Genomic DNA, 23,531 nt, shown 5'->3' with positions numbered 1-23,531 from the left:
ACCGAAGAAGAACGCGTGCAGTACGATGGGCTCACCAAGGGAATCGCAGTGGTGTTTGGAGGCCTGACAGTCGTCCTGACGGCGGTGGGCCTCGTAATCAATCCTGCGGTGCTCTTTCTGGCGCTCATGTTCGGGGTGTCGACGTATTTCATGTACTACCACCTCAGCGGGAAGATGGCGGCAAGCCTCTACGAACGGGTTGAGCGACAGGCGGCACAGAACACGGGGAATGCCCGTCGCGGCGGGTTCGGAGCCGGGCCACGAGAGGAGTGGGAACCACCGCGAGACGGTCGTCGAGCACGCCGCTCACAGGCGAGTCAGGGTGGCCAGCGTCGCCGCCAGCGACGCCAGCGCCAACGACGCCAGACAGCGGGCGGCCGGCAGCGCCGACAGCGCGTTCAGTCGTCGGGACCGAGTCCGGCGGAGGCCTACCGACGGCTGGGCCTCGACCCGGATGCCGACCAGAGTTCCATCAAGCGGGCCTACCGGGAGAAAGTCAAAGAGGTCCATCCCGACACCGACAGCGGGAGTGAACGGGAATTCAAGCAGGTGCAGGCAGCCTACGAGACGCTGACCGACGACTGACCGCAATTTCCATAAGCGGTGCTCCGAACCGGAACGTATGGACACCGACACGCCGCCCCTCATTGTCGACATCGACGGGACACTAACCGACGAGAACCGCGCAATCGACCCCCACGTCATGCCAGTCCTCCGCGAGTGGCCTGCACGCGTCGTCATCGCCACCGGTAAGGCAATGCCGTTCCCGATTGCCCTCTGTGAGTTTCTGGGTATCGAGCGGACAGTCGTCGCCGAGAACGGCGGCGTCGTGTTCGTCGAAGCGAGCGACGAACTCAGGCTGGAAGGCGACCACGAGGCGGCGTTAGCGGTCGGCGAGTCCTACCGCGATCTGGGCCACGACCTCGGTTTCGGGCAGGTCGATCTGGCAAACCGATGGCGCGAGACGGAACTCGTCGTGTCGCGCGATCGGCCGCTTGAACCACTGGAGGAACTGGCTGCGGCGCGCGGGCTCGTCGTCCTCGACACCGGCTTCGCCTACCACGTGACGGACCCGGTCGTCGACAAGGGGACCGGTCTTGAAGCGGTGTGTGCAGAACTGGGCTTGGAGCCGGCCGAGTTTCTGGCGGTCGGCGACTCGGTAAACGACGCCCAGATGTTCGACCTGGCCGGCGAGGCTGTTGCTGTTGCTAATGCCGATGAGACGGCACTCGAACGGGCCGACCGAGTGACCAGCGGGAGCTACGGCGACGGCTTTCTCGAAGCGGTCGCGCCATACCGGGAGTGACGGTCGCATGACCGACGGTCTGACCAGTCCCTGTCCGAATGGGCAAGCAGGTGACGCCATCGACACCAGCTAGCACACGGAGCGGCGTCACGCAACCGCGAACCCCGCGTGGCGGCTCAGTCCATGGCCCGCGCTGGCCGCGTCCTTGCGTATAAATATCCGTCCGAGCGCTACTGTGAGAGATACACTCAGCCACCGGATTCAGGAGGGCTCTAGAGCCGTAAATCCGGGGAAGGCTTATGTCTGCCCCACGGTAACGAGGGGATATGAGCCCCGACCGGGCTGTCCTCCGGCGTGCGCTTGACCGCGGCGAGCGTGAGGGCGGCAGCGTCGAGTTCAAAGAACGGCTCACCGAGAACCTCCACCTGTCCGAGGGGCGACTCGAATCTCTCGCGGCGCAGCTGCGCCACCGCGTTCTCTCCGGGGATGGGGAGGCGACGTACGTCGTCGGGGTCACCGACGACGGTGGTCTCGCAGGCATCTCGCCGGCGGAGTTTTCCGAGTCGATGGACGTACTCAGCCTGCTGGCAGAAGAGGCCGGCGCACACATCGAGGATGTCAAAACATGGGGCGTCGATGGCATCTCGGACGACGGGTCGACCGACACGGACGGCATCGTGGGTGTGGCAACGGTCTCCGAGGGGTCGGTCCTCGCGGACGACGACCACATCGTCGTCGGAACTGCTGGGCACGTCGACCACGGCAAATCCACGCTCGTGGGGTCGCTGGTCACCGGTGACGCCGACGACGGCGAAGGCGGGACCCGCGGTTTTCTGGATGTCCAGCCTCACGAAGTCGAGCGGGGACTGTCGGCGGACCTCTCCTACGGCGTCTACGGCTTCGACGACGACGGAGAGCCGATCCGCATGGACAACCCACATCGGAAAGACGACCGAGCACGAGTCGTCGAAGAGTCCGACAGGCTCGTCTCTTTCGTCGACACTGTTGGCCACGAACCGTGGCTCCGGACGACAATCCGCGGCCTCGTCGGCCAGAAACTCGACTACGGTCTCTTGACCGTCGCGGCCGACGACGGGGTGACCGAGACGACGCGGGAACACCTCGGTATCCTGCTGGCGACGGACCTCCCGACGATTGTCGCCATTACCAAAACCGACCTCGTCGAGCAAGAGCGGGTCGCCGAGGTCGAACGCTCCGTCGAGCAGGCACTGCGAGAGGTCGACAAGACGCCGCTCCGGGTCGAGCGCCACGGCGTGGACACGGCTATAAACGAGATCTCCGAGACCGTCGTGCCGGTAATCACCACCAGCGCCGTCACCAAGGAGGGGCTGGACGACCTTGACGAGATGTTCGAGGCGCTGCCCAAAACCGCCGGCGAAGTGGGCGACTTCCGGATGTACGTCGACCGGACGTACAACGTCCAGGGCGTCGGCGCGGTCGCCTCGGGTACCATCAAGTCCGGCGCGGTCGAGGCGGGCGACGAACTGCTTCTCGGACCGATGCAGGACGGGAGCTTCCGCGAGGTCGAGGTCCGCTCCATCGAGATGCACTACCACCGGGTCGACGAGGCCAAGGCCGGCCGCATCGTCGGCATTGCGCTGAAGGGCGTCCGCGAGGCAGACATCGAGCGTGGGATGGTCCTGCTCCCGAGCGACGCAGACCCGTCGCCGGTCCGCGAGTTCGAGGCCGAGGTGATGGTGTTGAACCACCCGACCCGCATCGGTGACGGCTACGAACCCGTAGTCCACCTCGAAACGGTCAGCGAGGCCGCAGCCTTCTATCCGGACGGCGGGCAGTTGCTCCCGGGCGACGCTGGCAAGGCCCGGATCAGTTTTAAGTTCCGCTCCTATCTTATCGAGGAGGGCCAGAAGTTCGTCTTCCGCGAGGGCAGTTCGAAGGGTGTGGGCACCGTCACCGACACCGACCCGGCAGAGTAGCGCCCCGCCGTCTCTATCGTCCTCTCACCGGTCTGCGCTGTCTCCGGTCAGTAACCTGTAGTCGTCATCCGCTCTTTCTGCGAGACCAAACAGCACGGCCCAATCCAACAGACTCGTCGTCCGCTCTCGCCAGACGGCCTCCCAATCGGTGTGCCGCTCGCGCTCCCAGCGAGGAATCTCAGCCCGAAGCGCCTCGAACGCAGCATCGGCATCTACGCCCTCTGAATCGAGAGCAGCGAGGAGCACGTCGACACCGAAAACCGCTTCTTCGAAGGCTGTCGCAAGGGCCGCCCGGTCGGGATCAGTCCTCGTCCGGTAGTAACCTCGTTCGCTCTCGGCGACCAGTCCCAGTGCCTGCAGGAACACCAGGTACTCCTGTGCCGTTTCGCGGTCGGATACGTCGGTTGCTGTCTGTATCGCTCGACAGCAGTCGGCCTCGCTGTCGGGGACCAGCGGAATCGCCTTTCTCGCCGTGTCCAGAAACGAACGCGATCGGGCCGGCGGCGCGACCTTGTAGCGCATACCCGATTACAGGCCGAAGCTCTCGGCTAACACGTTCTCGCTCGTCTCACCGACGACGTGCGTGTCGCCGCCGACAACGTCGATGGTGACGGCAGCTGGGCCAAACAGTTCGACGGGAAGCTCCGCGAAGTCCCAGTCCACGTCCTCGAAGACGCCCTCCAGTGGCTCGCCGTACTCCCTGGCGGCGACGGAGGGGACCTCGTCGAAGCGGTCGAAGGACTCGTCGACGGTGAGATGCACCTCGCTGCCGTAGGCGAGTGCGTCTGTGGTCCGAGCCATCGCGGTCGCCTCGTTACTGGCGACCGGCGCGACCGGCGCGCGGCCGCTGGCCGACAGCACCGACACCGGATCGAAGCCAAGCTCGGCCAGCCGGAAGACGGCCAGCTCGGCGGCCCGCGCCGCGGCGACAACGCTCCCGGTCACGCTCGCTGTCGCAAACGACGGCAGGAACACGCCGGTCTCGGGGACGCCGGTGCGCTCGGCGACCTGGCTCGCAACGTCCTCGTCCGGCAGTTCGTCGGTCTCAAGGGCCAGCACAGCGAAGTCGGCGTCCTCCCGGTAGCCGATACGCTGGAACGCCTCCTCTTCGGCGACCAGCGCGCGTGCCGGGCCGCTCCCGAGCGCCTCGAAGCCGTCGACGGCCAGTTCCCAGCCGCCCTTCTGCGAGCACAGCAGGGCCAGTGCCGGGTGGTCTGTCGACAGCTCGACGTGGTTCAACGGTGCGCCGCCAACGGTGTCCATCGTGGACTGGACCGTCGCCAGCCCGGCTGTCTGAATTTCCGCGAGCAACATGCCAGCTTCGACAGCACCGGGAACCTCGACGCCGAAGTCCAGCACCGCGGCGTCGCCTTCCAGTGCGTGTACGTCTATCGTGAGCTCATCGGCAAAGTCGATGGCCTCGTCGACGAGTTCCGTGGCCATCCGATTGAGACTGTCCATACGCCGTCTTTGGTACCCTTCCCTTTAGTCTCCGCCTTCGGCCGCGTCGCTTCTGGCCGCCCGACCCAGGTGCTCCTCGACGGCGTCGACCTTGTCCCGCGCCTGCTGGTCGACAGTCCGCTTGTCGTCGATCTTCAGGAACGTGCTCACGCGGTCGGTCTGCTCGCCGACGGCCTCGTGAGCCGCGTGGGTGGCCGCGAACAGTTCCTCGCTGTCCTCCGCTTCGATGATGGTCCCCATCGGCGTCGTCTCGTAGTCGACGTCGAACGCCTCCAGCGCCGCGACGGCGTCGGCGACGTACGAGGACATGCTGCCTTCGATGACCGGTGCGACCGAGAGAAACCCTATGCAGGTCATATCAGTCTCCACGCGCGCCCGCGACCTAACCACTGTGGTGCTCGCGTGCTGCTATCGCTGTCGGACTGGAGTAACGAAGCCGCCGCTGTTCGGAACGGTTACTCGCCTTCTTCGACTGGTGCGCCGCGCGCGTTCGTCTTCACGCTCTGGAGCCCCTGTTTCGCCTTCTGCTTCGATGCGTACCCCTGTCCGCAGTCGGCGATTATCTCACCGTTGTCGTGGCGGAGCCGCCAGCGGGCCTTGTCCCCGCTGTCTTTGAACAGTTCGAACGTCGCCTTGCTCCCGCCGTCGTCGGGGGCGGTCTCGTCCTTGGATTTGTCGACGACATACGCGCCGGGGGCGTTGTTCTTGACGCTCTCGAGCCCTTGCTTTGCCTTCTGCTTCGAGGCGTAGCCCTCGCCGCTGTCGGCGATGATGTTCCCGTTGTCGTGGCGGAGCCGCCAGCGGTACTGCTCGGCGTTGTCCTCGTACACCTCGAACGTGGCCTTGCTCGCGACGACCTCGGTCTCGACCTCGCCGTCCGCTTCCTCCCACTCCATCTCGATTTCGAGAGTGACGGTGCCGTCCTCGCGTTCGACCCCGACCTCGAAGTCGGACTCAGCCGGTGGGTCGACAGTCACAGTCTGTTCCTCGTCGGCCGGCACTGGCTCGCCGCGGCTGAGCCTGTTTGCCAACCGCCGGAAGTACGACGCGATTCCTCTTCGACTCCGCGTTTCCTGTGACTCGTGGACGGTCTCGTCTGTCATGCAACCACACTGTCGACGGGAAAACGGATAACGCTGCCCCCCGATTCGTCAGCCGACGGTGCTGTCTGTCGCAGAAGCACGTCATCAAAACGTCAGGAGCCGACACGGCTCGCTGTGCTCGTCGGTCGATGTCGGCAGAAATGCGCTGGCTGGGATTTGAACCCAGGTTGTGACCATGGCAAGGTCACGTGATACCAACTACACTACCAGCGCGTACTTCGTTCGCCCTGACCTTCGCGGCCGTCGGCCGCTCGGTACCAGCGCGCAACGCCTCGTTGCAATCAAATCTGGCGAGGGTGAGAGTAAAAAGCCTTCCGTTTTCCGGGGAAAACCATGGGAAGTGAGGGCAATCATCTCCCCGGCTGAGCGCCGGATCATGTGATGGCGTCACGAGACATAGACTTTCGGAAGCGGCAATACAGTGAGCCGTTGCATCGGTCCCGAACCGGCATGACGGACCATGTGAACGCGACGCATCGCGAACGCGAAACGGGGGCTTTTTAAGCCCTGGAAAGGGAGATATCGGCACAGTCTAGTGGCGCGACGTGGAAGCGTCACGGCATGACGACCAGCGTACTCGTGCCGTCTTCCCTCGCACGGGAAGCCGAGGACAGACGCGAGGCAACTCGCAAGCTCGGTTACGTGGCCCGCGCGGCTGCGGTCTACCGGGTTGATCGGCTGACAGTGTATCCCGACCCTGACGGGGCGGGCAAGTGGGAAGACGGGTTCGTCGAAACCGTGCTGCGGTACGCCGCGACGCCCCCGCACCTCCGAAAGGAGATGTGGGGTAAGCGGGACGAACTAGAGTACGTCGGCGTCCTGCCGCCGCTCCGCGTGCGTTCACAGACCGGCTCCGGATCTGAGGGTTCGGGGTCGTTAAGACAGGGAATCGTGACCGAGGTCGGAGCTGATGGGCGCGTCCGGGTCAATTGCGGCATGCAACACCCGATCTCCCTGCCCGTCCCAGCGGATATGGACGTGGCACAGGGGGAGCGCGTGACCGTCAGGGTCTCTTCGCGACGGCCGGTCCGGGCGAAACTCGTCGACGCCCCTACAACGGGATTCGACGTTGTCGCCGCGGACCTCGATGCGGCACTCTCGCGCGACGATGCCGGGCTCACTATCGCGTCCTCGCGATACGGCGAGCCGGTAACGTCGACCCGTCTCGGCCAGCTGGCCGAGCGGCGCGACGCCGAGGGCGGCATGACTGTCGCCTTCGGGGCACCCGAGCGCGGGTTACCGTCGATACTCGACGTTGCCCCGGACGCCGTCGGGGGAGACCAGACGAGCGACGAACCAGAAGGGTTCGACCTCTGGCTGAATACGGTTCCGAACCAGGGCAGTGAGGTCGTGCGGACGGAGGAAGCTCTGTTCGCCTCCCTCACCTGTCTAACCCTCACGGAGTAAACGAATGCCACAACCAAGCAGACCACGCAAAGGCTCAATGGGCTTTAGCCCGCGCAAGCGCTCGACGAGCGAGACACCTCGCTTTAACAGCTGGCCGTCCGACGACGGGCAGCCGGGCGTCCAGGGGTTCGCCGGCTACAAGGCAGGCATGACACACGTCGTGCTTGTCAACGACGAACCCAACTCCCCCCGCGAGGGGATGGAGGAGACTGTCCCGGTGACAGTCATCGAGACGCCGCCGATGCGCGCCGTCGCCCTGCGAGCGTACGAAGACACGCCGTACGGTCAGCGTCCGCTGACGGAAGTCTGGACCGACGAGTTCCACTCGGAGCTCGACCGGACCCTGGACGTTCCGGAGGACCACGACCCGGACGCTGCTGAGGAACAGATACGCGACGCTCACGAGGCCGGTGACCTCGGGGACCTGCGACTTATTACGCACACCGTCCCCGACGCCGTCCCGAGCGTCCCGAAGAAAAAGCCCGACGTGATGGAGACTCGCGTCGGCGGCGGGTCCGTTTCGGACCGCCTCGACTACGCCCTCGACCTCGTCGAGGACGGTGGCGAACACGCCATGAACGACATCTTCCGCGCCGGCGAGTACGCCGACGTTGCCGGTGTCACGAAAGGCAAGGGGACGCAGGGTCCCGTCAAGCGGTGGGGCGTCCAGAAGCGGAAGGGCAAGCACGCCCGCCAGGGATGGCGCCGACGGATCGGCAACCTCGGTCCGTGGAACCCGTCCCGCGTGCGCTCGACGGTCCCCCAGCAGGGGCAGACCGGCTACCACCAGCGCACCGAGCTCAACAAGCGTCTCATCGACATCGGCGAGGGCGACGAGCCCACCGTCGATGGCGGCTTCGTCAACTACGGCGAGGTCGATGGGTCGTACACGCTCGTGAAAGGCTCCGTGCCCGGTCCGGACAAGCGCCTGGTGCGCTTCCGGCCCGCAGTGCGTCCGAACGACCAGCCGCGCCTCGACCCCGAGGTGCGCTACGTCTCCAACGAATCGAACCAGGGATAACCTATGCAGGCAACAATCTACGACCTGGACGGCAACACAGACGGCGAGGTCGACCTGCCGGACGTCTTCGAGACGCCGGTTCGGACCGACCTCATCGGCAAGGCTGTACGTGCCGCACAGGCCAACCGGAAGCAGGACTACGGGTCCGACGAGTACGCCGGCCTCCGAACGCCGGCCGAGTCCTTCGGTAGCGGCCGCGGGCAGGCACACGTCCCGAAGCAGGACGGCCGTGCCCGCCGCGTCCCGCAGGCGGTCAAGGGGCGACGCGCCCACCCGCCGAAAGCCGAGAAGGACCGCTCGCTCGACCTCAACGACAAGGAACGGCAGCTGGCCGTTCGCTCGGCGCTGGCCGCGACGGCCGACGCCGACCTCGTCGCCGACCGTGGCCACGAGTTCGACCGTGACGAAGTCCCCGTCGTCGTCTCCGACGACTTCGAGGACCTCGTCAAGACGCAGGAAGTCGTCTCGCTGCTGGAGGCGCTCGACGTCCACGCGGACATCGACCGCGCCGACGAGACGAAGATCAAGGCTGGACAGGGGTCGGCCCGCGGACGGAAGTACCGTCGTCCCGCCTCGATCCTCTTCGTGACCAGCGACGAGCCGTCGACGGCCGCCCGCAACCTCGCGGGAGCCGACGTGGCGACCGCAAGCGAGGTCAACACGGAAGACCTCGCGCCCGGCGGCGCACCCGGTCGACTCACCGTCTTCACGGAATCCGCACTCGCGGAGGTGGCCGAGCGATGAGCTGGGATGTCATCAAACACCCACACGTCACTGAGAAGGCCATGAACGACATGGACTTCCAGAACAAGCTCCAGTTCGCCGTCGACGACCGCGCCTCCAAGGGCGAGGTCGCCGACGCCGTCGAGGAGCAGTACGACGTGACAGTCGAACAGGTCAACACGCAGAACACGATGGACGGCGAGAAGAAGGCCGTCGTTCGCCTCTCCGAGGACGACGACGCCCAGGAAGTCGCCTCCAGAATTGGGGTGTTCTAACGATGGGACGACGAATCCAAGGACAACGGCGCGGCCGCGGGACCTCTACGTTCCGTGCGCCGTCGCACCGTTACAAGGCTGATCTGGAGCACCGCAAGGTCGAGGACGGCGACGTCGTCGCCGGCACAGTCGTCGACATCGAGCACGACCCGGCCCGCTCGGCCCCGGTCGCCGCCGTCGAGTTCGAAGACGGCGACCGTCGTCTCATCCTCGCGCCGGAGGGCGTCGGGGTGGGCGACGAGCTACAGGTCGGCGTCAGCGCCGAAATCGCACCCGGGAACACGCTCCCGCTGGCCGAAATCCCAGAGGGAGTCCCGGTGTGTAACGTCGAATCCAGCCCCGGTGACGGTGGGAAGTTCGCCCGCGCGTCGGGTGTCAACGCCCAGCTGCTCACCCACGACCGCAACGTCGCGGTCGTCAAGCTCCCCTCCGGGGAGATGAAGCGGCTTGACCCGCAGTGTCGCGCCACCATCGGCGTCGTCGCCGGTGGCGGCCGAACTGACAAGCCGTTCGTCAAGGCTGGCAACAAGCATCACAAGATGAAAGCGCGAGGGACGAAGTGGCCCAACGTCCGCGGTGTTGCGATGAACGCTGTCGATCACCCGTTCGGTGGTGGCGGCCGCCAGCACCCCGGCAAGCCCAAGTCCATCTCGCGGAACGCCCCGCCTGGCCGTAAGGTCGGGGACATCGCCTCGAAGCGAACTGGTCGAGGTGGCAACGAATGAGTTCAGAGTATCAAATCGGCCACGAAGGAGAGTTCTCCTTCCGCGGCCACACGCTCGACGAGCTGCAGGAGATGGAGCTCGAGGAAGTCGCGGAACTGCTCCCCGCTCGACAGCGGCGAAGTATCGTACGCGGCCTGACCGAGGAGAAACACAAGCTCCTCGACAAGGCCCGCGCGGCCGGCGAAGAGGAGACAGCCAACGACCCGATCCGGACGCACCTGCGCGACATGCCGGTGCTCCCGGAGATGGTCGGGCTGACCTTCGCCGTCCACGACGGCCAGAACTTCGAGCGTGTCAAAGTCGAGCCCGAGATGCTCGGCCACTACCTCGGTGAGTTCCAGCTCACCCGGAGTAGCGTCGAACACGGTCAGGCCGGTATCGGAGCGACACGCTCCTCGAAGTTCGTACCGCTCAAATAATCATGGGAATCAGTTACTCAGTCGAAGCCGACCCGGACACGACGGCCAAAGCGATGCTCCGGGAGCGGCAGATGAGCTTCAAGCACAGCAAGGCCATCGCCCGCGAGATCAAGGGCAAAACGGCCGGCGAGGCTGTCGACTACCTCGATGCGGTTATCGAGGGCGACCAGCCCGTTCCGTTCAAACAGCACAACTCGGGCGTCGGCCACAAAAGCAAGGTCGACGGCTGGGACGCCGGACGCTATCCGGAGAAGGCCAGCAAGGCCTTCCTCGACCTGCTCGAGAACGCGGTCGGCAACGCCGACCACCAGGGCTTCGACGGTGAGGCCATGACGATCAAGCACGTCGCCGCCCACAAGGTCGGCGAGCAGCAGGGTCGCAAGCCCCGCGCGATGGGGCGTGCCTCGGCGTGGAACAGCCCGCAGGTCGACGTCGAACTCATCCTCGAAGAGCCGGAGGTCGAAGACTAATGGCCGACGAACAACAGTTCATCGAGGACGGACTCCAGCGGACCCAGATCGACGAGTTCTTCGCAGAGGAACTCGGTCGCGCCGGCTACGGCGGCATGGACGTCGCCAAGACGCCGATGGGGACCCAGATCGTGCTCAAAGCCGAGAAGCCAGGGATGGTTATCGGCAAGGGCGGGAAGAACATCCGGAAGATAACGACGGAACTCGAGGAGCGGTTCAACCTCGACGACCCGCAAGTCGACGTGCAGGAAGTCGACGAGCCGGACCTCAACGCCCGCATTGTCGCGGACCGACTGGCCAACGCACTCGAGCGTGGCTGGTACTTCCGCAAAGCGGGCCACACCACCATTGATCGTATCATGGAGTCGGGCGCGCTCGGCGCAGAGATCGTCCTCTCCGGCAAGGTCACGGGTGCACGCTCGCGCGTGGAGAAGTTCAACCGCGGCTACGTCAAGCACAACGGCGAGCCCGCGGAGGAAATCGTCGACAGCGGTGTCGGCGTCGCCGTGATGAAGCTCGGTACCATCGGGGTCCGAGTCAAGATCATCCCGCCGGACGCGGAGCTCCCCGACGACTTCGAGATCTACGAGGATGTCGACGTCGAGGACTACGTGGCCGACACCGACGGCGAGTCCGTTGAGGAACTCCTCGAGGGCGAGCCCGAAGACAGCGAAACCGCCGAGGAACTCGACGAGGACGTGGCCGCCGGGGCCACCGACGACGCCGAGTCCGACGAGGAGTTCGTCGACGAGGAAATCGTCGAGGAAGACGTCGAAGTCCCGACCGACGACGATGTCGAGGACGTCGATGTCGACGAACTCGAAGAGGCCGTCGACGAGGAACTCGACGAAGACGTCGAGGCGGAAGCCGAAGAGCTGATGGACGAAATGGACGAGGAGGGTGAGGACGAATGACTGTCCTCCACGTCCAGGAAATTCGGGACATGACGCCCGCCGAGCGCGAGGCGGAACTCGACGACCTGAAGACCGAACTGCTGAACGCCCGGGCCGTCCAGGCCGCGGGTGGTGCGCCGGAGAACCCCGGCCGCATCAAGGAGCTGCGGAAGGCCATCGCCCGCATCAAGACGATTCAGGGCGAAGAAGGCGACCTGCAGGAGAACGAATAATGCCACTGACACCCGAGACGCTCCCACGACACGAACTCGTCGGCCTCGACTGTGAGGTCGTCGCGGCGTCCAACCCGGACGCCGTCGGTATCAGCGGCACTGTCGTCATGGAGACGACACAGATGCTGACGGTCGAGGGGACTGACCGGGTGTGGCACGTGCCGAAGGACAGCGCGACCTTTTCGTTCGGCGTCGACGGACAGCGAGTCCAGGTCGACGGCGACCGACTCGTCGCGCGTCCCGCTCGTCGCACAGAGAACACAGGAGATTCACTATGGCGCTAGGACTGAACGTACAGGAACCGGAGGAAACCTGTGCCGATCAGAACTGCCCGTTCCACGGAGAGCTCTCCGTGCGCGGACAGACACTGAACGGCGAGGTAGCCTCCACTGACATGGAGAAGACCGTTGTCGTCGAGCGCGAGTACGACGTGAAGGTGCCGAAATACGACCGCTTCATGAAGCGGCGGAGCCGCGTTCCGGCTCACGCACCCGACTGTCTCGACCTCGCGGTCGGTGACACGGTCACGATAGCAGAGTGTCGACCGCTCTCGAAAACGAAAAGCCACGTCGTCGTTAGCGCGGGCTCGGACGAGGCCGCGAACGACGAACAGGACGGTGATGCCTGATGGAAGCACTCGGTGCTGACGTCACGCAAGGCCTAGAGAAGGGCTCGCTCATCACGTGTGCGGACAACACGGGAGCGCGCGAACTCAAGGTCATTTCCGTCCACGGCTACTCGGGAACGAAGAACCGCCACCCCAAAGCTGGACTGGGCGACAAGATCACGGTCTCGGTCACCAAGGGGACGCCCGAAATGCGTCGCCAGGTGCTCGAAGCCGTCGTCGTCCGCCAGCGAAAGCCGATCCGTCGACCCGACGGTACCCGCGTCAAGTTCGAAGACAACGCGGCCGTCATCGTCGACGAGAACGAGGACCCGCGCGGGACCGAGCTGAAAGGTCCCATCGCACGGGAAGTCGCACAGCGATTCGGCAGTGTGGCATCAGCAGCGACGATGATCGTATAGAACCATGAGCAAGCAACCAGACAAACAACGCAAGAGTCAACGACGTGCCCCGCTTCACGAGCGGCACAAGCAGGTCCGGGCGACGCTGTCAGCCGACCTCCGCGAGGAGTACGGCCAGCGAAACGTCCGCGTCAACACCGGTGACACCGTCGAGGTGCTCCGTGGCGACTTCGCTGGCGACGAAGGCGAAGTCCTCAACGTAGACCTCGACAAGGCCGTCATCCACGTCGAGGATGTCACGCTCGAAAAGACGGACGGCGAGGAAGTCCCGCGACCGCTGGACACCTCGAACGTCCGCGTGACAGACCTAGACCTCGAAGACGAGAAGCGCGAGGCGCGTCTCGAATCGGAGGATGATTCCGCATGAGTAACCACCAGAAGCGACTCTCGGTGCCAAACAGCTGGCCTGTAGAGCGCAAGACCGCGACGTTTACGGTGAAAGCCGGTGCCGGCCCGCACGGTGAGGACGGGGTTCCCCTACTCATCGTTCTCCGGGACGTGCTCGGCTACGCCGACAACCGCAAAGAAGCCCGCTACGCCCTCAACGAGGACAACGTCCTCATCAACGGGAAGGCTATCTCCGACGAGGAGCGCCCCGTCGGGATGTTCGACATCCTGGCCTTCACCGAGCGCGAGGAGTACTACCGCGTGTTCCCCGGCGAGGGTGGTCGGCTGGCGCTGACCGCAATCGACCCGGACGCGGCCGAATCCAAGCTCGGCAAAATCGTCACCAAGACCCACGTCTCCGGTGGCGACGTCCAGCTGGGCCTCCACGACGGTGAGACACTCATCGTCGAGGACGACCAGACCTACGATGCTGGTGACTCCATCGTCGTCGGCAACGAGGACGGCGAAATCGTCGCCCACTTCGAATACGAAGAGGGCGCGCTTGTCACCGCCGTCGACGGTGCCCACGCGGGCGAGGTCGGCGAAATCGAGGAGATTCAGGTGACGCCGGGCTCGGCCCAGAACAACGTCATCGTCTCACAGGACGACGGCGACGGCTTCGAGACAGTCGAAGAGTACGTCGTCGTCATCGACGAGAACTTCACAGGTGATGACGAATGAGCTCCGAGAGTGAGTCCAGCGGCGATTTCCACGAGATGCGCGAACCGCGCATCGAGAAGGTCGTCGTCCACATGGGTATTGGCCACGGTGGGCGCGACCTCGCCAACGCAGAGGACATTCTCGGGGAAATCACCGGACAGACGCCGGTTCGAACGAAGGCCAAGCGGACTGTCGGCGAGTTCGACATCCGCGAGGGCGACCCCATCGGTGCGAAGGTCACCCTCCGCGACGAGATGGCCGAAGAGTTCCTCCAGACGGCGCTGCCGCTCGCTGAACTGGCGACGAGCCAGTTCGACGATACCGGCAACTTCAGCTTCGGCGTCGAGGAACACACCGAGTTCCCGAGCCAGGAGTACGACCCGAGCATCGGAATCTACGGGCTGGACGTGACGGTCAATCTCGTCCGCCCCGGCTACCGCGTCGCCAAGCGCGACAAGGCGTCGCGCTCGATTCCGACGAAGCATCGACTCAACCCGGCGGACGCGGTCGCCTTCATCGAGTCGACCTACGACGTGGAGGTGAGCGAATGAGCGAAAGTGAAACCACAGACGAGCCCGATTCCGAGACGGCAACCAGTGAGCGAACTGGCCAGCTCGAGTCCTGTCAGCGCTGCGGGCGCGAACAGGGACTCGTCGGCAAGTACGATATCTGGCTGTGCCGCCAGTGCTTCCGCGAGATTTCGCGGGGCATGGGCTTCAAGAAGTACAGCTAACAATGACAGGGAACGACCCATTTGCCAACGCACTGTCGGCGCTTAACAACGCCGAGAGCGTCGGGCACCTAGAGCAGACAGTATCGCCCGCTTCGAACGAGATCGGCAGCGTCCTCGAGGTCTTCTACGACCGCGGGTACATCGACGGATTCAGTTTCGTCGACGACGGCAAAGCCGGCGAGTTCGAAGTCGAACTGAAAGGAGCCATCAACGAGTGTGGCCCGGTCAAGCCCCGCTACTCTGCGGGCGCAGACGAGTTCGAAAAGTGGGAGAAGCGGTTCCTCCCCGCCCGTGACTACGGGACCCTTGTCGTCACGACCAGCCACGGCATCATGAGCCACTACGAGGCTCGTGAGCAGGGCGTTGGTGGCCAAGTCATCGCGTACGTATACTAACAATGCCACGAGTAGAACTGGAGATTCCGGAGGACGTGGACGCCGAGCAGGACCACCTTGACATCACCGTCGAGGGGGACAACGGCAGCGTCACGCGTCGGCTCTGGTACCCTGATATCGACGTGTCCGTCGACGGCGACACGGTCGTCATCGAGTCCGACGAGGACAACGCCAAGACGATGTCGACGATCGGTACCTTCCAGAGCCACATCGAGAACATGTTCCACGGCGTGACCGAGGGCTGGGAGTACGAGATGGAAGTCTTTTACTCTCACTTCCCGATGCAGGTCGACGTCGAGGGTGACGAAGTCGTCATCGAGAACTTCCTGGGCGAGAAGGCCCCCCGTCGCACGACGATCCACGGCGACACGGACGTCGAAATCGACGGCGAGGAGCTGACCATCAGTGGTCCCGACATCGAAGCCGTCGGTCAGACCGCTGCGGACATCGAACAGCTCACGCGCATCAACGACAAGGACGTGCGTGTGTTCCAGGACGGGGTGTACATCACCCAGAAACCGAACCGAGGTGACGCCTGATGGCGGACAACGAAGAAGATGTCGAAGCAGAGGCAGAGTACACCGAACTGACCGACATCAGCGGCGTCGGCCCGTCCAAGGCGGAATCGCTCCGCGAGGCCGGGTTCGAGTCGGTCGAAGACGTCCGCGGTGCCGACCAGTCCGCGCTCGCCGATGTCAGTGGCATCGGGAACGCGCTGGCGGCCCGAATCAAGGCCGATGTCGGCGGACTCGAAGTCGACTCCGAGACCGAAGCCGAAGTCGAAGAGGAAGGCGGCGAAGAAGCCCCCGACGAGGATGTGGAGACAGAACTCCAGGCTCGCGGGCTCACCGACAAGACGCCGGACCTCTCCGACGATGAAGCGCGGCTGCTGACCCAGCGGCACCGGGTCGGCAAGCCGCAGTTCAACCGCCAGGACCACCACAAGAAAAAGCGCGTCTCGACCTCGTGGCGCAAGCCCCGCGGCCAGCTCTCGAAGCAGCGCCGCGGTATCAAGGGCAAGGGCGACACGGTTGAGGCGGGCTTCCGCTCGCCGACCGCGGTTCGTGGCAAGCACCCGTCCGGCTTCGAGGAGGTCCGCGTGCACAACGTGGACGACCTCGAAGGCGTTGACGGCGACACCGAGGCCGTTCGGATCGCCTCGAAGGTCGGCGCTCGCAAGCGCGAGCGAATCGAAGAGGAAGCCGAGGACGCGGGCATCCGCGTGCTCAACCCCACCTACGTCGAAGTCGAGGTGAGTGAGTGATGACTGATCTCTCTGCACAGAAGCGACTCGCGGCCGACATCCTTGACGTCGGGAAGAACCGCGTCTGGTTCGACCCCGAGCGACAGGGCGACATCGCTGACGCGATTACCCGCGAGGACGTTCGCGAACTAGTCGATGAGGGCGCCATTCAGGCGAACGACAAGAAAGGCAACTCCCGTGGACGCGCCCGGGAGCGCCAGAAGAAGCGTGCGTACGGCCACCAGAAGGGTGCCGGTACCCGGAAGGGCAAGGCAGGCGCACGGCAGAACTCCAAGGAGGACTGGGAGTCACGCATCCGCGCACAGCGGACGAAGCTGCGCGAACTGCGTGACGAGGGAACGCTTTCGAGTTCGCAGTACCGCGACCTGTACGACAAGGCCGGCGGTGGCGAGTTCGACAGCGTTGCCGATCTCGAACGTTACATCGACGCAAATCACGGTGACGCATAATGGCGACAGGACCACGATATAAAGTACCGATGCGGCGACGCCGCGAGGCCAGAACCGATTACCATCAGCGGTTGCGCCTGTTGAAATCCGGTAAGCCACGTCTCGTTGCTCGAAAGAGCAATAAACACGTCAGGGCGCAGCTGGTGACGCTTGGCCCCAACGGCGACGACACTCTCGCGTCCGCTCACTCGAGCGACCTCGCCGAGTACGGCTGGGAGGCCCCGACGGGCAATATGCCCTCGGCCTACCTCACCGGTCTGCTCGCCGGGCTTCGCGCGCAGGAAGCGGGCATCGAGGAGGCAGTGCTCGACATCGGACTCAACAGCCCGACCCCCGGAAGCAAAGTATTCGCAATACAGGAAGGCGCAATCGACGCCGGCCTGGACATCCCACACAACGACGACGTACTCGCCGACTGGCAGCGCACGCGCGGTGCCCACATCGCCGAGTACGACGAGCAGCTCGACGAGCCGCTGTACAGCGGCGACTTCGACGCTGCCGATCTCCCGGAGCACTTCGACGAGCTCCGCGAGACCCTACTGGAAGGTGACATCGAACTATGAGTGCTAACAACGGATGGGAGCCACGGACACGCCTCGGCAAGCAGGTCGTCGAGGGCGAAATCGACTCCATGCAGGAGGCGCTGAACTCCGGGCTCCCGCTGAAAGAATCGGAAGTCGTCGACCAGCTCGTTCCCGATCTGGAAGACGAAGTGCTGGACATCAACATGGTTCAGCGGATGACAGACTCCGGCCGCCGCGTGAAGTTCCGCTGCGTGGTCGCCGTTGGCAACCGCGACGGTCTCATCGGCTACGCCGAAGGCCGTGACGACCAGGTCGGCGGTGCCATCCAGAAAGCAATCGACATCGCGAAGCTGAACATCATCGATGTCTCCCGCGGCTGCGGGTCCTGGGAGTGTGGCTGTGGCCGTCCCCACACGGTCGCGCTGCGCACCGAGGGCAAGGCCGGAAGCGTCGAAGTCGAGCTGCAGCCGGCCCCGCGCGGGCTGGGCCTCGCGGGCGGAGAGACCGTCCGCAAGGTGCTCGAACTCGCCGGCATTGAGGACATCTGGACACGCAGTAGCGGGAACACGCGCACCACGGTCAACTTCGCAAAGGCGACGTTCAACGCCCTGCAGAACACGGCCGAGGCGCGCGTCCCCGAACGAACCTTCGAGAAGCGAGAGGTGATCGAGTGATGCACGCGCTCGTCCAGCTCCGTGGCGAAGTCAACATGCACAGCGACATCCAGGACACTCTGGAGATGCTCAACATCCACCACGTGAACCACTGCACGCTCGTCCCCGAGACGGACGCCTACCGCGGCATGGTGACGAAGGTCAACGACTTCGTCGCCTTCGGTGAGCCGAGCCAGGACACCTTGGAGACGATTCTGGCCACGCGCGCCGAGCCGCTTGAGGGCGACGCCGACGTGGACGACGAGTGGGTCGCCGAGAACACGAACTACGACGACATCTCCGGGCTCGCGTTCGCGCTCCTCTCCGAGGAGACGACGCTGCGCGAGCAGGGACTGTCACCGACGCTCCGTCTGCACCCGCCTCGCGGCGGTCATGACGGCGTCAAACACCCCGTCAAGGAGGGCGGGCAGCTCGGGAAACACGACACCGAGGGAATCGACGACCTCCTGGAGGCGATGCGATAATGACGAGTAAAAAGAAACGACAGCGCGGCTCGCGCACGCACGGCGGTGGCTCGCACAAGAACCGACGTGGTGCCGGCCACCGCGGCGGTCGCGGTGCCGCAGGCCGTGACAAACACGAGTTCCACAACCACGAACCGCTCGGCAAGAGCGGCTTCAAGCGCCCGCAGAAGGTGCAGGAAGAGGCCGCGACGATCGACGTTCGCGAGATCGACGAGAACGTCACGCTGCTGGCTGCCGATGACGTCGCCGAAGTCGAAGACGGTGGCTTCCGCGTCGATGTCCGTGATGTGGTCGAAGAGGCAGACGACGCCGATTACGTGAAGGTCCTCGGTGCCGGCCAGGTTCGCCACGAACTCACGCTCATCGCCGACGACTTCTCCGAAGGCGCTCGCGAGAAAGTCGAAGCCGCAGGCGGAAGCGTCGAACTGACCGACCTCGGCGAGCAGCGCCAGGCCGAGGCCGAAGAAACCGACGACGCGGACGCGGACGAGGAATAACGAACGATGAGCTGGAAGGACACCGCCGAACCACTGCTTGTCCGGATGCCTGCAGTCCAGCGACCGGACGGACACGTCCCGTTCAAGCGCAAGCTCACTTGGACAGGTGGCGTGCTCCTGCTGTATTTCTTCCTGACGAACGTGAAGCTGTTCGGGCTGGACATCGACGCCAGCCAACAGGTGTTCGGGCGCTTCTCCTCGATTCTGGCCTCCGGCCAGGGGAGCATCATGCAGCTGGGTATCGGTCCGATTGTCACGGCGTCCATCGTGTTACAGCTCCTCGGTGGGGCGGACCTGCTCGGGCTGAACACCCAAGACGATCCGCGAGATCAGATCCTCTATCAGGGGCTCCAGAAGCTGCTGGTGCTTGTGATGATCTGTCTCACCGGGCTCCCGATGGTGTTTGCCGGCGGCTTCCTCCCGGCTGACACAGCGGTCGCGAACTCACTGGGTATCGGCACGGCCGGTGTCCAGTGGCTCATCTTCGCCCAGATGTTCGTCGGCGGTGTCCTCATCCTGTTTATGGACGAGGTCATCTCCAAATGGGGCGTCGGCTCCGGTATCGGGCTGTTCATTGTCGCCGGCGTGAGCCAACGGCTTGTCGGTGGCCTCCTGACGGCCCCGTTCCTCGGGAACAGCGAGGGGATCATCTACACCTGGTACCTGTTCATCACCGGCGAGCGCGGCACCGGACCAGTGCTAGCTGCTGATGGCCTCCAGACCGTGCTGCTTCAGGGCGAACTGCTGGGGCTGTTCACGACGGTCCTCATCTTCGCCGTGGTCGTCTACGCCGAATCGGTCCGCGTGGAGATTCCGCTGTCGAACGCCCGCGTGAAAGGGGCCCGTGGCCGGTTCCCGGTCAAGCTTATCTACGCGAGCGTCCTGCCGATGATCCTCGTCCGGGCACTGCAGGCGAACATCCAGTTCCTGGGCCGGATCCTGAACGCCCAGCTGGGTTCGATGCCAGCGTTCCTCGGCACGTACGCTAACGGCCAGCCCACCGGCGGCCTGTTCTACTTCCTTGCCCCCATCCAGAGCCGTGGCGACTGGATGTGGTGGCTCGAAGGGACGGCCCAACCGGTCTGGCAGATCCTGACCCGCGTCGGTATCGACCTGTTCGTCATGCTGGTCGGCGGCGCCATCTTCGCCGTGTTCTGGGTCGAGACCACCGACATGGGCCCGGAGGCGACGGCCAAGCAGATCCACAACTCCGGGATGCAGATCCCCGGCTTCCGTCAGAACGTCGGCGTCATCGAGAAGGTCCTTGAGCGGTACATCCCGCAAGTGACCGTCATCGGTGGGGCCCTAGTCGGACTGCTCGCAGTGATGGCCAACATGCTGGGTACCATCGGCGGCGTCTCCGGTACCGGACTGCTGCTGACGGTCTCCATTACGTACAAGCTGTACGAGGAGATCGCCGAAGAGCAGCTCATGGAGATGCATCCGATGATGCGCCAGATGTTCGGATGAGATGACAGAGAATCCGCAAAGCGCCGCTTAGCTACCTCTTTTTCGGTATCGTCCGAATGGCATAGCAGTTTCCTCAAGAATCGGGAGCTACCGATCGGTCATTCAGTGTGGGGCGAATAGACACAGATACCCGTCCGCTCTCGCCTCGGTCAAAGTGCTGCGGATGACCTTTCCTTGCGGGATACACCGTGAAGCGGGACACCCAGAGACGACGACAAGACACGATTGTATCATTACGCCTTGCAAGCACTGAAAAGGGTGCCGCTGACGAAGACGCTGAGCAACGGTGTTCTGAGGCGTGATATGGGGAAACATGACCATGAACTCTCAGTTCCCCTGTCGTTCTTTCACCGGCACGACTGTTTCTAAGCCGCACATGTGATTGACTCCTATAGGCTGAACGTACCGCGTTGCCCTTTCACCTGACACGCTGCAAGCAAACGATCAGAACGCAGGAAAGCAACGGAACAACACTGTCAACAGGTACGACTTCAGTGGAGAGAACGACACGGATATGTGCCGCGATGATGGCAATAATTATCCCCTAGTAAAGAGTGGGTGCAGTTGTTGCTGTTAAGATGTCCACGGTTGGGCCAGACACTACGCGCTTGTTCCGGTGCACGTCCGGCAGGCAGTGAGCACATTGATCCACTCATAGAATCGGGCACCATTGCCAGCGTAATTCAGATTCCAGCCGCATATCGATGTGGTGCAGTCGGTGAATGCCTAAGACGAATGTACCCCTATCCTAAGCCACTGATGACAAAAATGAACGGTAGTAATCTTTTCTCAAGACAGTCAAGTTGCATAAATTCCGTTTGAAAACACCTCGTCAGCAGCCACTCACGGTTTATATTCATCGGTAAGCCGGCGGTCGATAACTGTCACCATCCTTTCAACGGTACGAGTCCATGTATGTGAAGCGGCCCAGCACTGTGCTCCGTCTGAGTACTGTCGGTCGTCATCAAGAAGTTCACGGAGAGCTGCTGCGACGGCGTCTGGGTTGGGACGGGTGCATCTGCCTGACGTGCCATCTGCAATCGCGTCTTCAGCGCCAGTACCGAATGTCCCGACGACTGGGACTCCGTGACGGTTTGCTTCAAGATACACGAGTCCAAAGCCCTCGAAATGGTGGTTGACATACCGGGGCGTGAGGATGAAGGCTTCAGCGGTCGCGTACCATCGCTCAAGTTCTTCGTCTGGAACCTTCCCCTCAAAATGAATACGGTCACTCAGTCCGTTCTCACGCACGATGTTTCGAACGCCGTCTGCGTACTCGGTGTCTGATCCACTGCCGACCAAATGATAGTCAACGTCTGGTTCGTCGTCAGCAATACGGACAAACGCTTCGGCAGAGAGGTGCTGACCTTTTCGAGGCTTGAACGCCCCGACAGTCAGTAAGACACGGTGGTCGAGCGAAAACGGCGTTGGAGGATCGTTCACCGGAGGCACGCCGTTAGGGACCGTGACGAGGTTCTGAGATTTTGTAACTGACCGAATGCAGTCGGCGGTAAACGTCGAAACGCAGAACGCTGCGGCTGCCTTAGACAGCGCTAAGCGCGCCGGTAATCTGTGCTTCGAGTGGAGCGGCTCGACCGCGTACGTCCCGTGACACGAGACGAAGTACGGCACGTCAGTACGACGAGTGGCGAGGTAGGCTACCAGTGAGTAGGGGTACGCGACCAGTGAGAAAATGGCGTCTACGTCGTCAGTCGCACGCCGAACGCTGCTGGCCGCCCGGAGAACAGAAACAGGCGATGACTGCAGCGCCAATGGGCTAGGGAGGTCGGTTCGGACGTCAACTTCATAGTAGTCACGGAGTCTTGAGACGACCGCCTCGGAGTACTGTCCCCAGCCAGTGTCGGGGGATAATGTTGGCGTCAGAATAAGGAGACGATGCATAACATATAGAACGAAATAACGAGATATGCAAATACTTGTTGGCATTCCCTGTAGCAGGCATATCATTAAATCGCCCGCCTTTGCCGGAGATCTCGGTTTATTATCGGCATCATAAGAGCGTCAGCCTTCCCGGCGGACGCATCCGGGGACGATTCAACGAAAAGATTGACTATTTGTCGCCGTCCACGGTTCATTAAATGAATCTGACAACGCTGGTAGCGGGTGGTGGCGGTTTTCTCGGAAGTCACCTCTGTACGGCATTAGTCGAAGACGGACACGAGGTTATCTGCATTGATAACTTTGGTAGTGGACGCCGTGAGAACCTCGCACACCTTGAGGACCACCCGCGGTTCATGCTCATTGAGGCTGATATCCGCGAACCGCTAGGACTGCCCGCTGCTGACCGCGTGTACCACCTTGCGTCGCGCGCCTCGCCGACAGACTTCACTGAGTTCCCGGTACAAATCGCGCTGACCAACACTGAGGGAACCCGCAATCTACTTGACTACGCGGTCAAGCACGACGCACGGATGGTGTATGCAAGCACGAGTGAGGTCTACGGCGACCCGGAGGTCCATCCCCAGCCCGAAAGCTACACCGGAAACGTCAATATAAGAGGTCCACGTGGCTGTTATGACGAGTCGAAGCGTTTCGGCGAAACACTGACCGTCGCCTACGAGAAGCGTTATGACATCGACGTTCGGACCGCACGAATCTTCAATACATACGGTCCCAGAATGCGGGCTGACGACGGTCGGGTTGTCCCCACATTCGTTACACAGGCGCTTGACGGGGAGGACCTCACCATCTACGGCGACGGCACACAGACTCGGAGCTTCTGTTACGTCAGTGATATGGTGGCCGGTCTCAGAGCTTTGATGGACCAGCCAGGTCTCGACGGCGAAGTGGTCAACATTGGCAGAGAAAACGAGATTACAATTCGGACGCTGGCCGACCGCATTCTCGAACACTGCGACACGGATAGTGACCTCATATTCGAACCGCTGCCTGAGGACGACCCTGAACGGCGACGCCCCGATATCTCAAAGGCACAGAAACTGCTCAACTGGGAACCAAACGTATCACTGAACGAAGGTCTTCGCCAGACCATCTCGTACTTTGGACACAATTAACTTCTGAACCGTATGTGGT

At 63.3% G+C, this 23,531-nt stretch carries 34 protein-coding genes and 1 tRNA gene; 29 read left to right on the top strand and 6 right to left on the bottom strand.

Translation table 11 applies throughout. The annotated features are described in order from the left end of the window. The first annotated feature begins 15 nt into the window (after window positions 1-15). From DVK00_RS01395 to DVK00_RS01385, 3 genes are all read left to right on the top strand, one after another. Window positions 16-585 carry a J domain-containing protein gene (locus DVK00_RS01395; RefSeq protein ID WP_101350597.1) on the top strand — a complete coding sequence of 190 codons (570 nt, stop codon included), beginning with the start codon at window positions 16-18 and terminating at the stop codon, window positions 583-585. Window positions 586-622: 37 nt separating this feature from the next. Then, entirely contained in the window at window positions 623-1,306 is a 684-nt protein-coding gene (locus DVK00_RS01390; RefSeq protein WP_121577122.1) for a phosphoglycolate phosphatase, read from the top strand. 266 nt (window positions 1,307-1,572) lie between these two features. Next, window positions 1,573-3,204 (top strand): GTPBP1 family GTP-binding protein, encoded by a 1,632-nt coding sequence (locus tag DVK00_RS01385; RefSeq protein ID WP_121577121.1) that lies wholly within the window; start codon window positions 1,573-1,575, stop codon window positions 3,202-3,204. A gap of 24 nt (window positions 3,205-3,228) precedes the next feature. Here DVK00_RS01385 and DVK00_RS01380 read toward each other — a convergent pair whose 3' ends face one another. From DVK00_RS01380 to DVK00_RS01360, 5 genes are all read right to left on the bottom strand, one after another. Next, the gene (locus DVK00_RS01380; protein WP_121577120.1) at window positions 3,229-3,726 is read right to left on the bottom strand and encodes a hypothetical protein; all 498 of its coding nucleotides are present in this window, start codon (window positions 3,724-3,726) and stop codon (window positions 3,229-3,231) included. Window positions 3,727-3,732: 6 nt separating this feature from the next. Continuing rightward, a complete protein-coding gene (gene mch / locus DVK00_RS01375; protein WP_121535133.1) occupies window positions 3,733-4,665 on the bottom strand; it encodes a methenyltetrahydromethanopterin cyclohydrolase in 933 nt (310 codons plus the stop codon). Between the two features lie 24 nt (window positions 4,666-4,689). Further along, window positions 4,690-5,022: an MTH1187 family thiamine-binding protein gene (locus DVK00_RS01370; RefSeq protein WP_101350592.1), complete on the bottom strand. Its 333-nt coding sequence runs from the start codon at window positions 5,020-5,022 to the stop codon at window positions 4,690-4,692. 98 nt (window positions 5,023-5,120) lie between these two features. Beyond that, entirely contained in the window at window positions 5,121-5,768 is a 648-nt protein-coding gene (locus tag DVK00_RS01365; protein ID WP_121535132.1) for an HVO_2922 family protein, read from the bottom strand. Between the two features lie 141 nt (window positions 5,769-5,909). After that, window positions 5,910-5,981: transfer RNA gene (locus DVK00_RS01360), tRNA-Gly, on the bottom strand. A 348-nt stretch (window positions 5,982-6,329) separates the two neighbouring features. On the opposite strand from DVK00_RS01360, the gene DVK00_RS01355 reads away from it, so the two are divergent. The 25 genes from DVK00_RS01355 to secY are packed head-to-tail and all read left to right on the top strand — an operon-like array spanning window position 6,330 to window position 20,477. Then, entirely contained in the window at window positions 6,330-7,175 is an 846-nt protein-coding gene (locus tag DVK00_RS01355; protein ID WP_121511699.1) for a putative RNA uridine N3 methyltransferase, read from the top strand. 4 nt (window positions 7,176-7,179) lie between these two features. Continuing rightward, on the top strand, window positions 7,180-8,196 hold the full coding sequence (gene rpl3p / locus DVK00_RS01350; RefSeq protein ID WP_121577119.1) for a 50S ribosomal protein L3: 1,017 nt from the start codon (window positions 7,180-7,182) through the stop codon (window positions 8,194-8,196). Between the two features lie 3 nt (window positions 8,197-8,199). Beyond that, on the top strand, window positions 8,200-8,940 hold the full coding sequence (gene rpl4p, locus DVK00_RS01345) for a 50S ribosomal protein L4 (RefSeq protein WP_101350588.1): 741 nt from the start codon (window positions 8,200-8,202) through the stop codon (window positions 8,938-8,940). Continuing rightward, entirely contained in the window at window positions 8,937-9,194 is a 258-nt protein-coding gene (locus tag DVK00_RS01340; RefSeq protein WP_004591553.1) for a 50S ribosomal protein L23, read from the top strand. The genes rpl4p and DVK00_RS01340 overlap by 4 nt, the downstream gene beginning before the upstream one ends. Before the next feature lie 2 nt (window positions 9,195-9,196). Then, complete coding sequence (locus DVK00_RS01335; protein WP_004516968.1) at window positions 9,197-9,919, top strand: 50S ribosomal protein L2; 723 nt, start codon at window positions 9,197-9,199, stop codon at window positions 9,917-9,919. After that, window positions 9,916-10,338, top strand: coding sequence for a 30S ribosomal protein S19 (locus DVK00_RS01330; protein WP_101350587.1), 423 nt, complete (start codon window positions 9,916-9,918; stop codon window positions 10,336-10,338). Before DVK00_RS01335 ends, DVK00_RS01330 begins: the two co-directional genes overlap by 4 nt. A 2-nt stretch (window positions 10,339-10,340) precedes the next feature. Further along, window positions 10,341-10,808: a 50S ribosomal protein L22 gene (locus DVK00_RS01325; RefSeq protein WP_101350586.1), complete on the top strand. Its 468-nt coding sequence runs from the start codon at window positions 10,341-10,343 to the stop codon at window positions 10,806-10,808. Continuing rightward, window positions 10,808-11,722: a 30S ribosomal protein S3 gene (locus DVK00_RS01320; RefSeq protein WP_101350585.1), complete on the top strand. Its 915-nt coding sequence runs from the start codon at window positions 10,808-10,810 to the stop codon at window positions 11,720-11,722. The genes DVK00_RS01325 and DVK00_RS01320 overlap by 1 nt, the downstream gene beginning before the upstream one ends. After that, the gene (rpmC, locus tag DVK00_RS01315) at window positions 11,719-11,934 is read left to right on the top strand and encodes a 50S ribosomal protein L29 (RefSeq protein WP_004516964.1); all 216 of its coding nucleotides are present in this window, start codon (window positions 11,719-11,721) and stop codon (window positions 11,932-11,934) included. The genes DVK00_RS01320 and rpmC overlap by 4 nt, the downstream gene beginning before the upstream one ends. Next, the gene (locus DVK00_RS01310; protein WP_101350584.1) at window positions 11,934-12,218 is read left to right on the top strand and encodes a ribonuclease P protein component 1; all 285 of its coding nucleotides are present in this window, start codon (window positions 11,934-11,936) and stop codon (window positions 12,216-12,218) included. The genes rpmC and DVK00_RS01310 overlap by 1 nt, the downstream gene beginning before the upstream one ends. After that, window positions 12,209-12,562 carry a 30S ribosomal protein S17 gene (locus DVK00_RS01305; RefSeq protein WP_008312918.1) on the top strand — a complete coding sequence of 118 codons (354 nt, stop codon included), beginning with the start codon at window positions 12,209-12,211 and terminating at the stop codon, window positions 12,560-12,562. Before DVK00_RS01310 ends, DVK00_RS01305 begins: the two co-directional genes overlap by 10 nt. Further along, window positions 12,562-12,960, top strand: coding sequence for a 50S ribosomal protein L14 (locus DVK00_RS01300; RefSeq protein ID WP_004516961.1), 399 nt, complete (start codon window positions 12,562-12,564; stop codon window positions 12,958-12,960). Before DVK00_RS01305 ends, DVK00_RS01300 begins: the two co-directional genes overlap by 1 nt. 4 nt (window positions 12,961-12,964) lie before the next feature. Further along, the gene (gene rplX, locus DVK00_RS01295; RefSeq protein ID WP_121577118.1) at window positions 12,965-13,327 is read left to right on the top strand and encodes a 50S ribosomal protein L24; all 363 of its coding nucleotides are present in this window, start codon (window positions 12,965-12,967) and stop codon (window positions 13,325-13,327) included. After that, window positions 13,324-14,028: a 30S ribosomal protein S4e gene (locus tag DVK00_RS01290; protein WP_101350582.1), complete on the top strand. Its 705-nt coding sequence runs from the start codon at window positions 13,324-13,326 to the stop codon at window positions 14,026-14,028. Before rplX ends, DVK00_RS01290 begins: the two co-directional genes overlap by 4 nt. Further along, window positions 14,025-14,558 (top strand): 50S ribosomal protein L5, encoded by a 534-nt coding sequence (locus DVK00_RS01285; protein ID WP_101350581.1) that lies wholly within the window; start codon window positions 14,025-14,027, stop codon window positions 14,556-14,558. The genes DVK00_RS01290 and DVK00_RS01285 overlap by 4 nt, the downstream gene beginning before the upstream one ends. Next, complete coding sequence (locus DVK00_RS01280; RefSeq protein WP_008312921.1) at window positions 14,555-14,740, top strand: 30S ribosomal protein S14; 186 nt, start codon at window positions 14,555-14,557, stop codon at window positions 14,738-14,740. Before DVK00_RS01285 ends, DVK00_RS01280 begins: the two co-directional genes overlap by 4 nt. 2 nt (window positions 14,741-14,742) lie before the next feature. After that, window positions 14,743-15,135 (top strand): 30S ribosomal protein S8, encoded by a 393-nt coding sequence (locus DVK00_RS01275; RefSeq protein WP_004516956.1) that lies wholly within the window; start codon window positions 14,743-14,745, stop codon window positions 15,133-15,135. A 2-nt stretch (window positions 15,136-15,137) separates the two neighbouring features. Beyond that, window positions 15,138-15,674 (top strand): 50S ribosomal protein L6, encoded by a 537-nt coding sequence (locus tag DVK00_RS01270; protein ID WP_101350580.1) that lies wholly within the window; start codon window positions 15,138-15,140, stop codon window positions 15,672-15,674. Continuing rightward, window positions 15,674-16,399 (top strand): 50S ribosomal protein L32e, encoded by a 726-nt coding sequence (locus DVK00_RS01265; protein WP_101350579.1) that lies wholly within the window; start codon window positions 15,674-15,676, stop codon window positions 16,397-16,399. Before DVK00_RS01270 ends, DVK00_RS01265 begins: the two co-directional genes overlap by 1 nt. Continuing rightward, window positions 16,399-16,848: a 50S ribosomal protein L19e gene (locus DVK00_RS01260; RefSeq protein ID WP_101350578.1), complete on the top strand. Its 450-nt coding sequence runs from the start codon at window positions 16,399-16,401 to the stop codon at window positions 16,846-16,848. Before DVK00_RS01265 ends, DVK00_RS01260 begins: the two co-directional genes overlap by 1 nt. Further along, the gene (locus DVK00_RS01255) at window positions 16,848-17,411 is read left to right on the top strand and encodes a 50S ribosomal protein L18 (RefSeq protein WP_101350577.1); all 564 of its coding nucleotides are present in this window, start codon (window positions 16,848-16,850) and stop codon (window positions 17,409-17,411) included. Before DVK00_RS01260 ends, DVK00_RS01255 begins: the two co-directional genes overlap by 1 nt. After that, window positions 17,408-18,046 carry a 30S ribosomal protein S5 gene (locus DVK00_RS01250; protein ID WP_004957374.1) on the top strand — a complete coding sequence of 213 codons (639 nt, stop codon included), beginning with the start codon at window positions 17,408-17,410 and terminating at the stop codon, window positions 18,044-18,046. The genes DVK00_RS01255 and DVK00_RS01250 overlap by 4 nt, the downstream gene beginning before the upstream one ends. Continuing rightward, window positions 18,046-18,510: a 50S ribosomal protein L30 gene (gene rpmD / locus DVK00_RS01245; RefSeq protein WP_121577117.1), complete on the top strand. Its 465-nt coding sequence runs from the start codon at window positions 18,046-18,048 to the stop codon at window positions 18,508-18,510. The genes DVK00_RS01250 and rpmD overlap by 1 nt, the downstream gene beginning before the upstream one ends. Continuing rightward, window positions 18,510-19,007, top strand: a complete 498-nt coding sequence (locus tag DVK00_RS01240) for an uL15m family ribosomal protein (protein WP_053967663.1) — start codon at window positions 18,510-18,512, stop codon at window positions 19,005-19,007. Before rpmD ends, DVK00_RS01240 begins: the two co-directional genes overlap by 1 nt. Window positions 19,008-19,013: 6 nt before the next feature. Beyond that, window positions 19,014-20,477: a preprotein translocase subunit SecY gene (gene secY / locus DVK00_RS01235; RefSeq protein ID WP_101350575.1), complete on the top strand. Its 1,464-nt coding sequence runs from the start codon at window positions 19,014-19,016 to the stop codon at window positions 20,475-20,477. 843 nt (window positions 20,478-21,320) lie between these two features. Here the strand turns inward: secY and DVK00_RS01230 are convergent. Beyond that, the gene (locus DVK00_RS01230) at window positions 21,321-22,379 is read right to left on the bottom strand and encodes a glycosyltransferase (protein WP_158598753.1); all 1,059 of its coding nucleotides are present in this window, start codon (window positions 22,377-22,379) and stop codon (window positions 21,321-21,323) included. A 197-nt stretch (window positions 22,380-22,576) separates the two neighbouring features. Between DVK00_RS01230 and DVK00_RS01225 the strand changes: the two genes are divergently transcribed. Further along, window positions 22,577-23,512, top strand: a complete 936-nt coding sequence (locus DVK00_RS01225; protein ID WP_101350573.1) for a UDP-glucuronic acid decarboxylase family protein — start codon at window positions 22,577-22,579, stop codon at window positions 23,510-23,512. The last annotated feature ends 19 nt before the right edge of the window (window positions 23,513-23,531 follow it).

The organism is Haloarcula sp. Atlit-47R (genome assembly GCF_003665985.1).
In the GTDB taxonomy this organism is placed as follows: Archaea; Halobacteriota; Halobacteria; order Halobacteriales; family Haloarculaceae; genus Haloarcula; species Haloarcula taiwanensis.
This window is presented reverse-complemented; position numbering and strand designations above follow the sequence as displayed.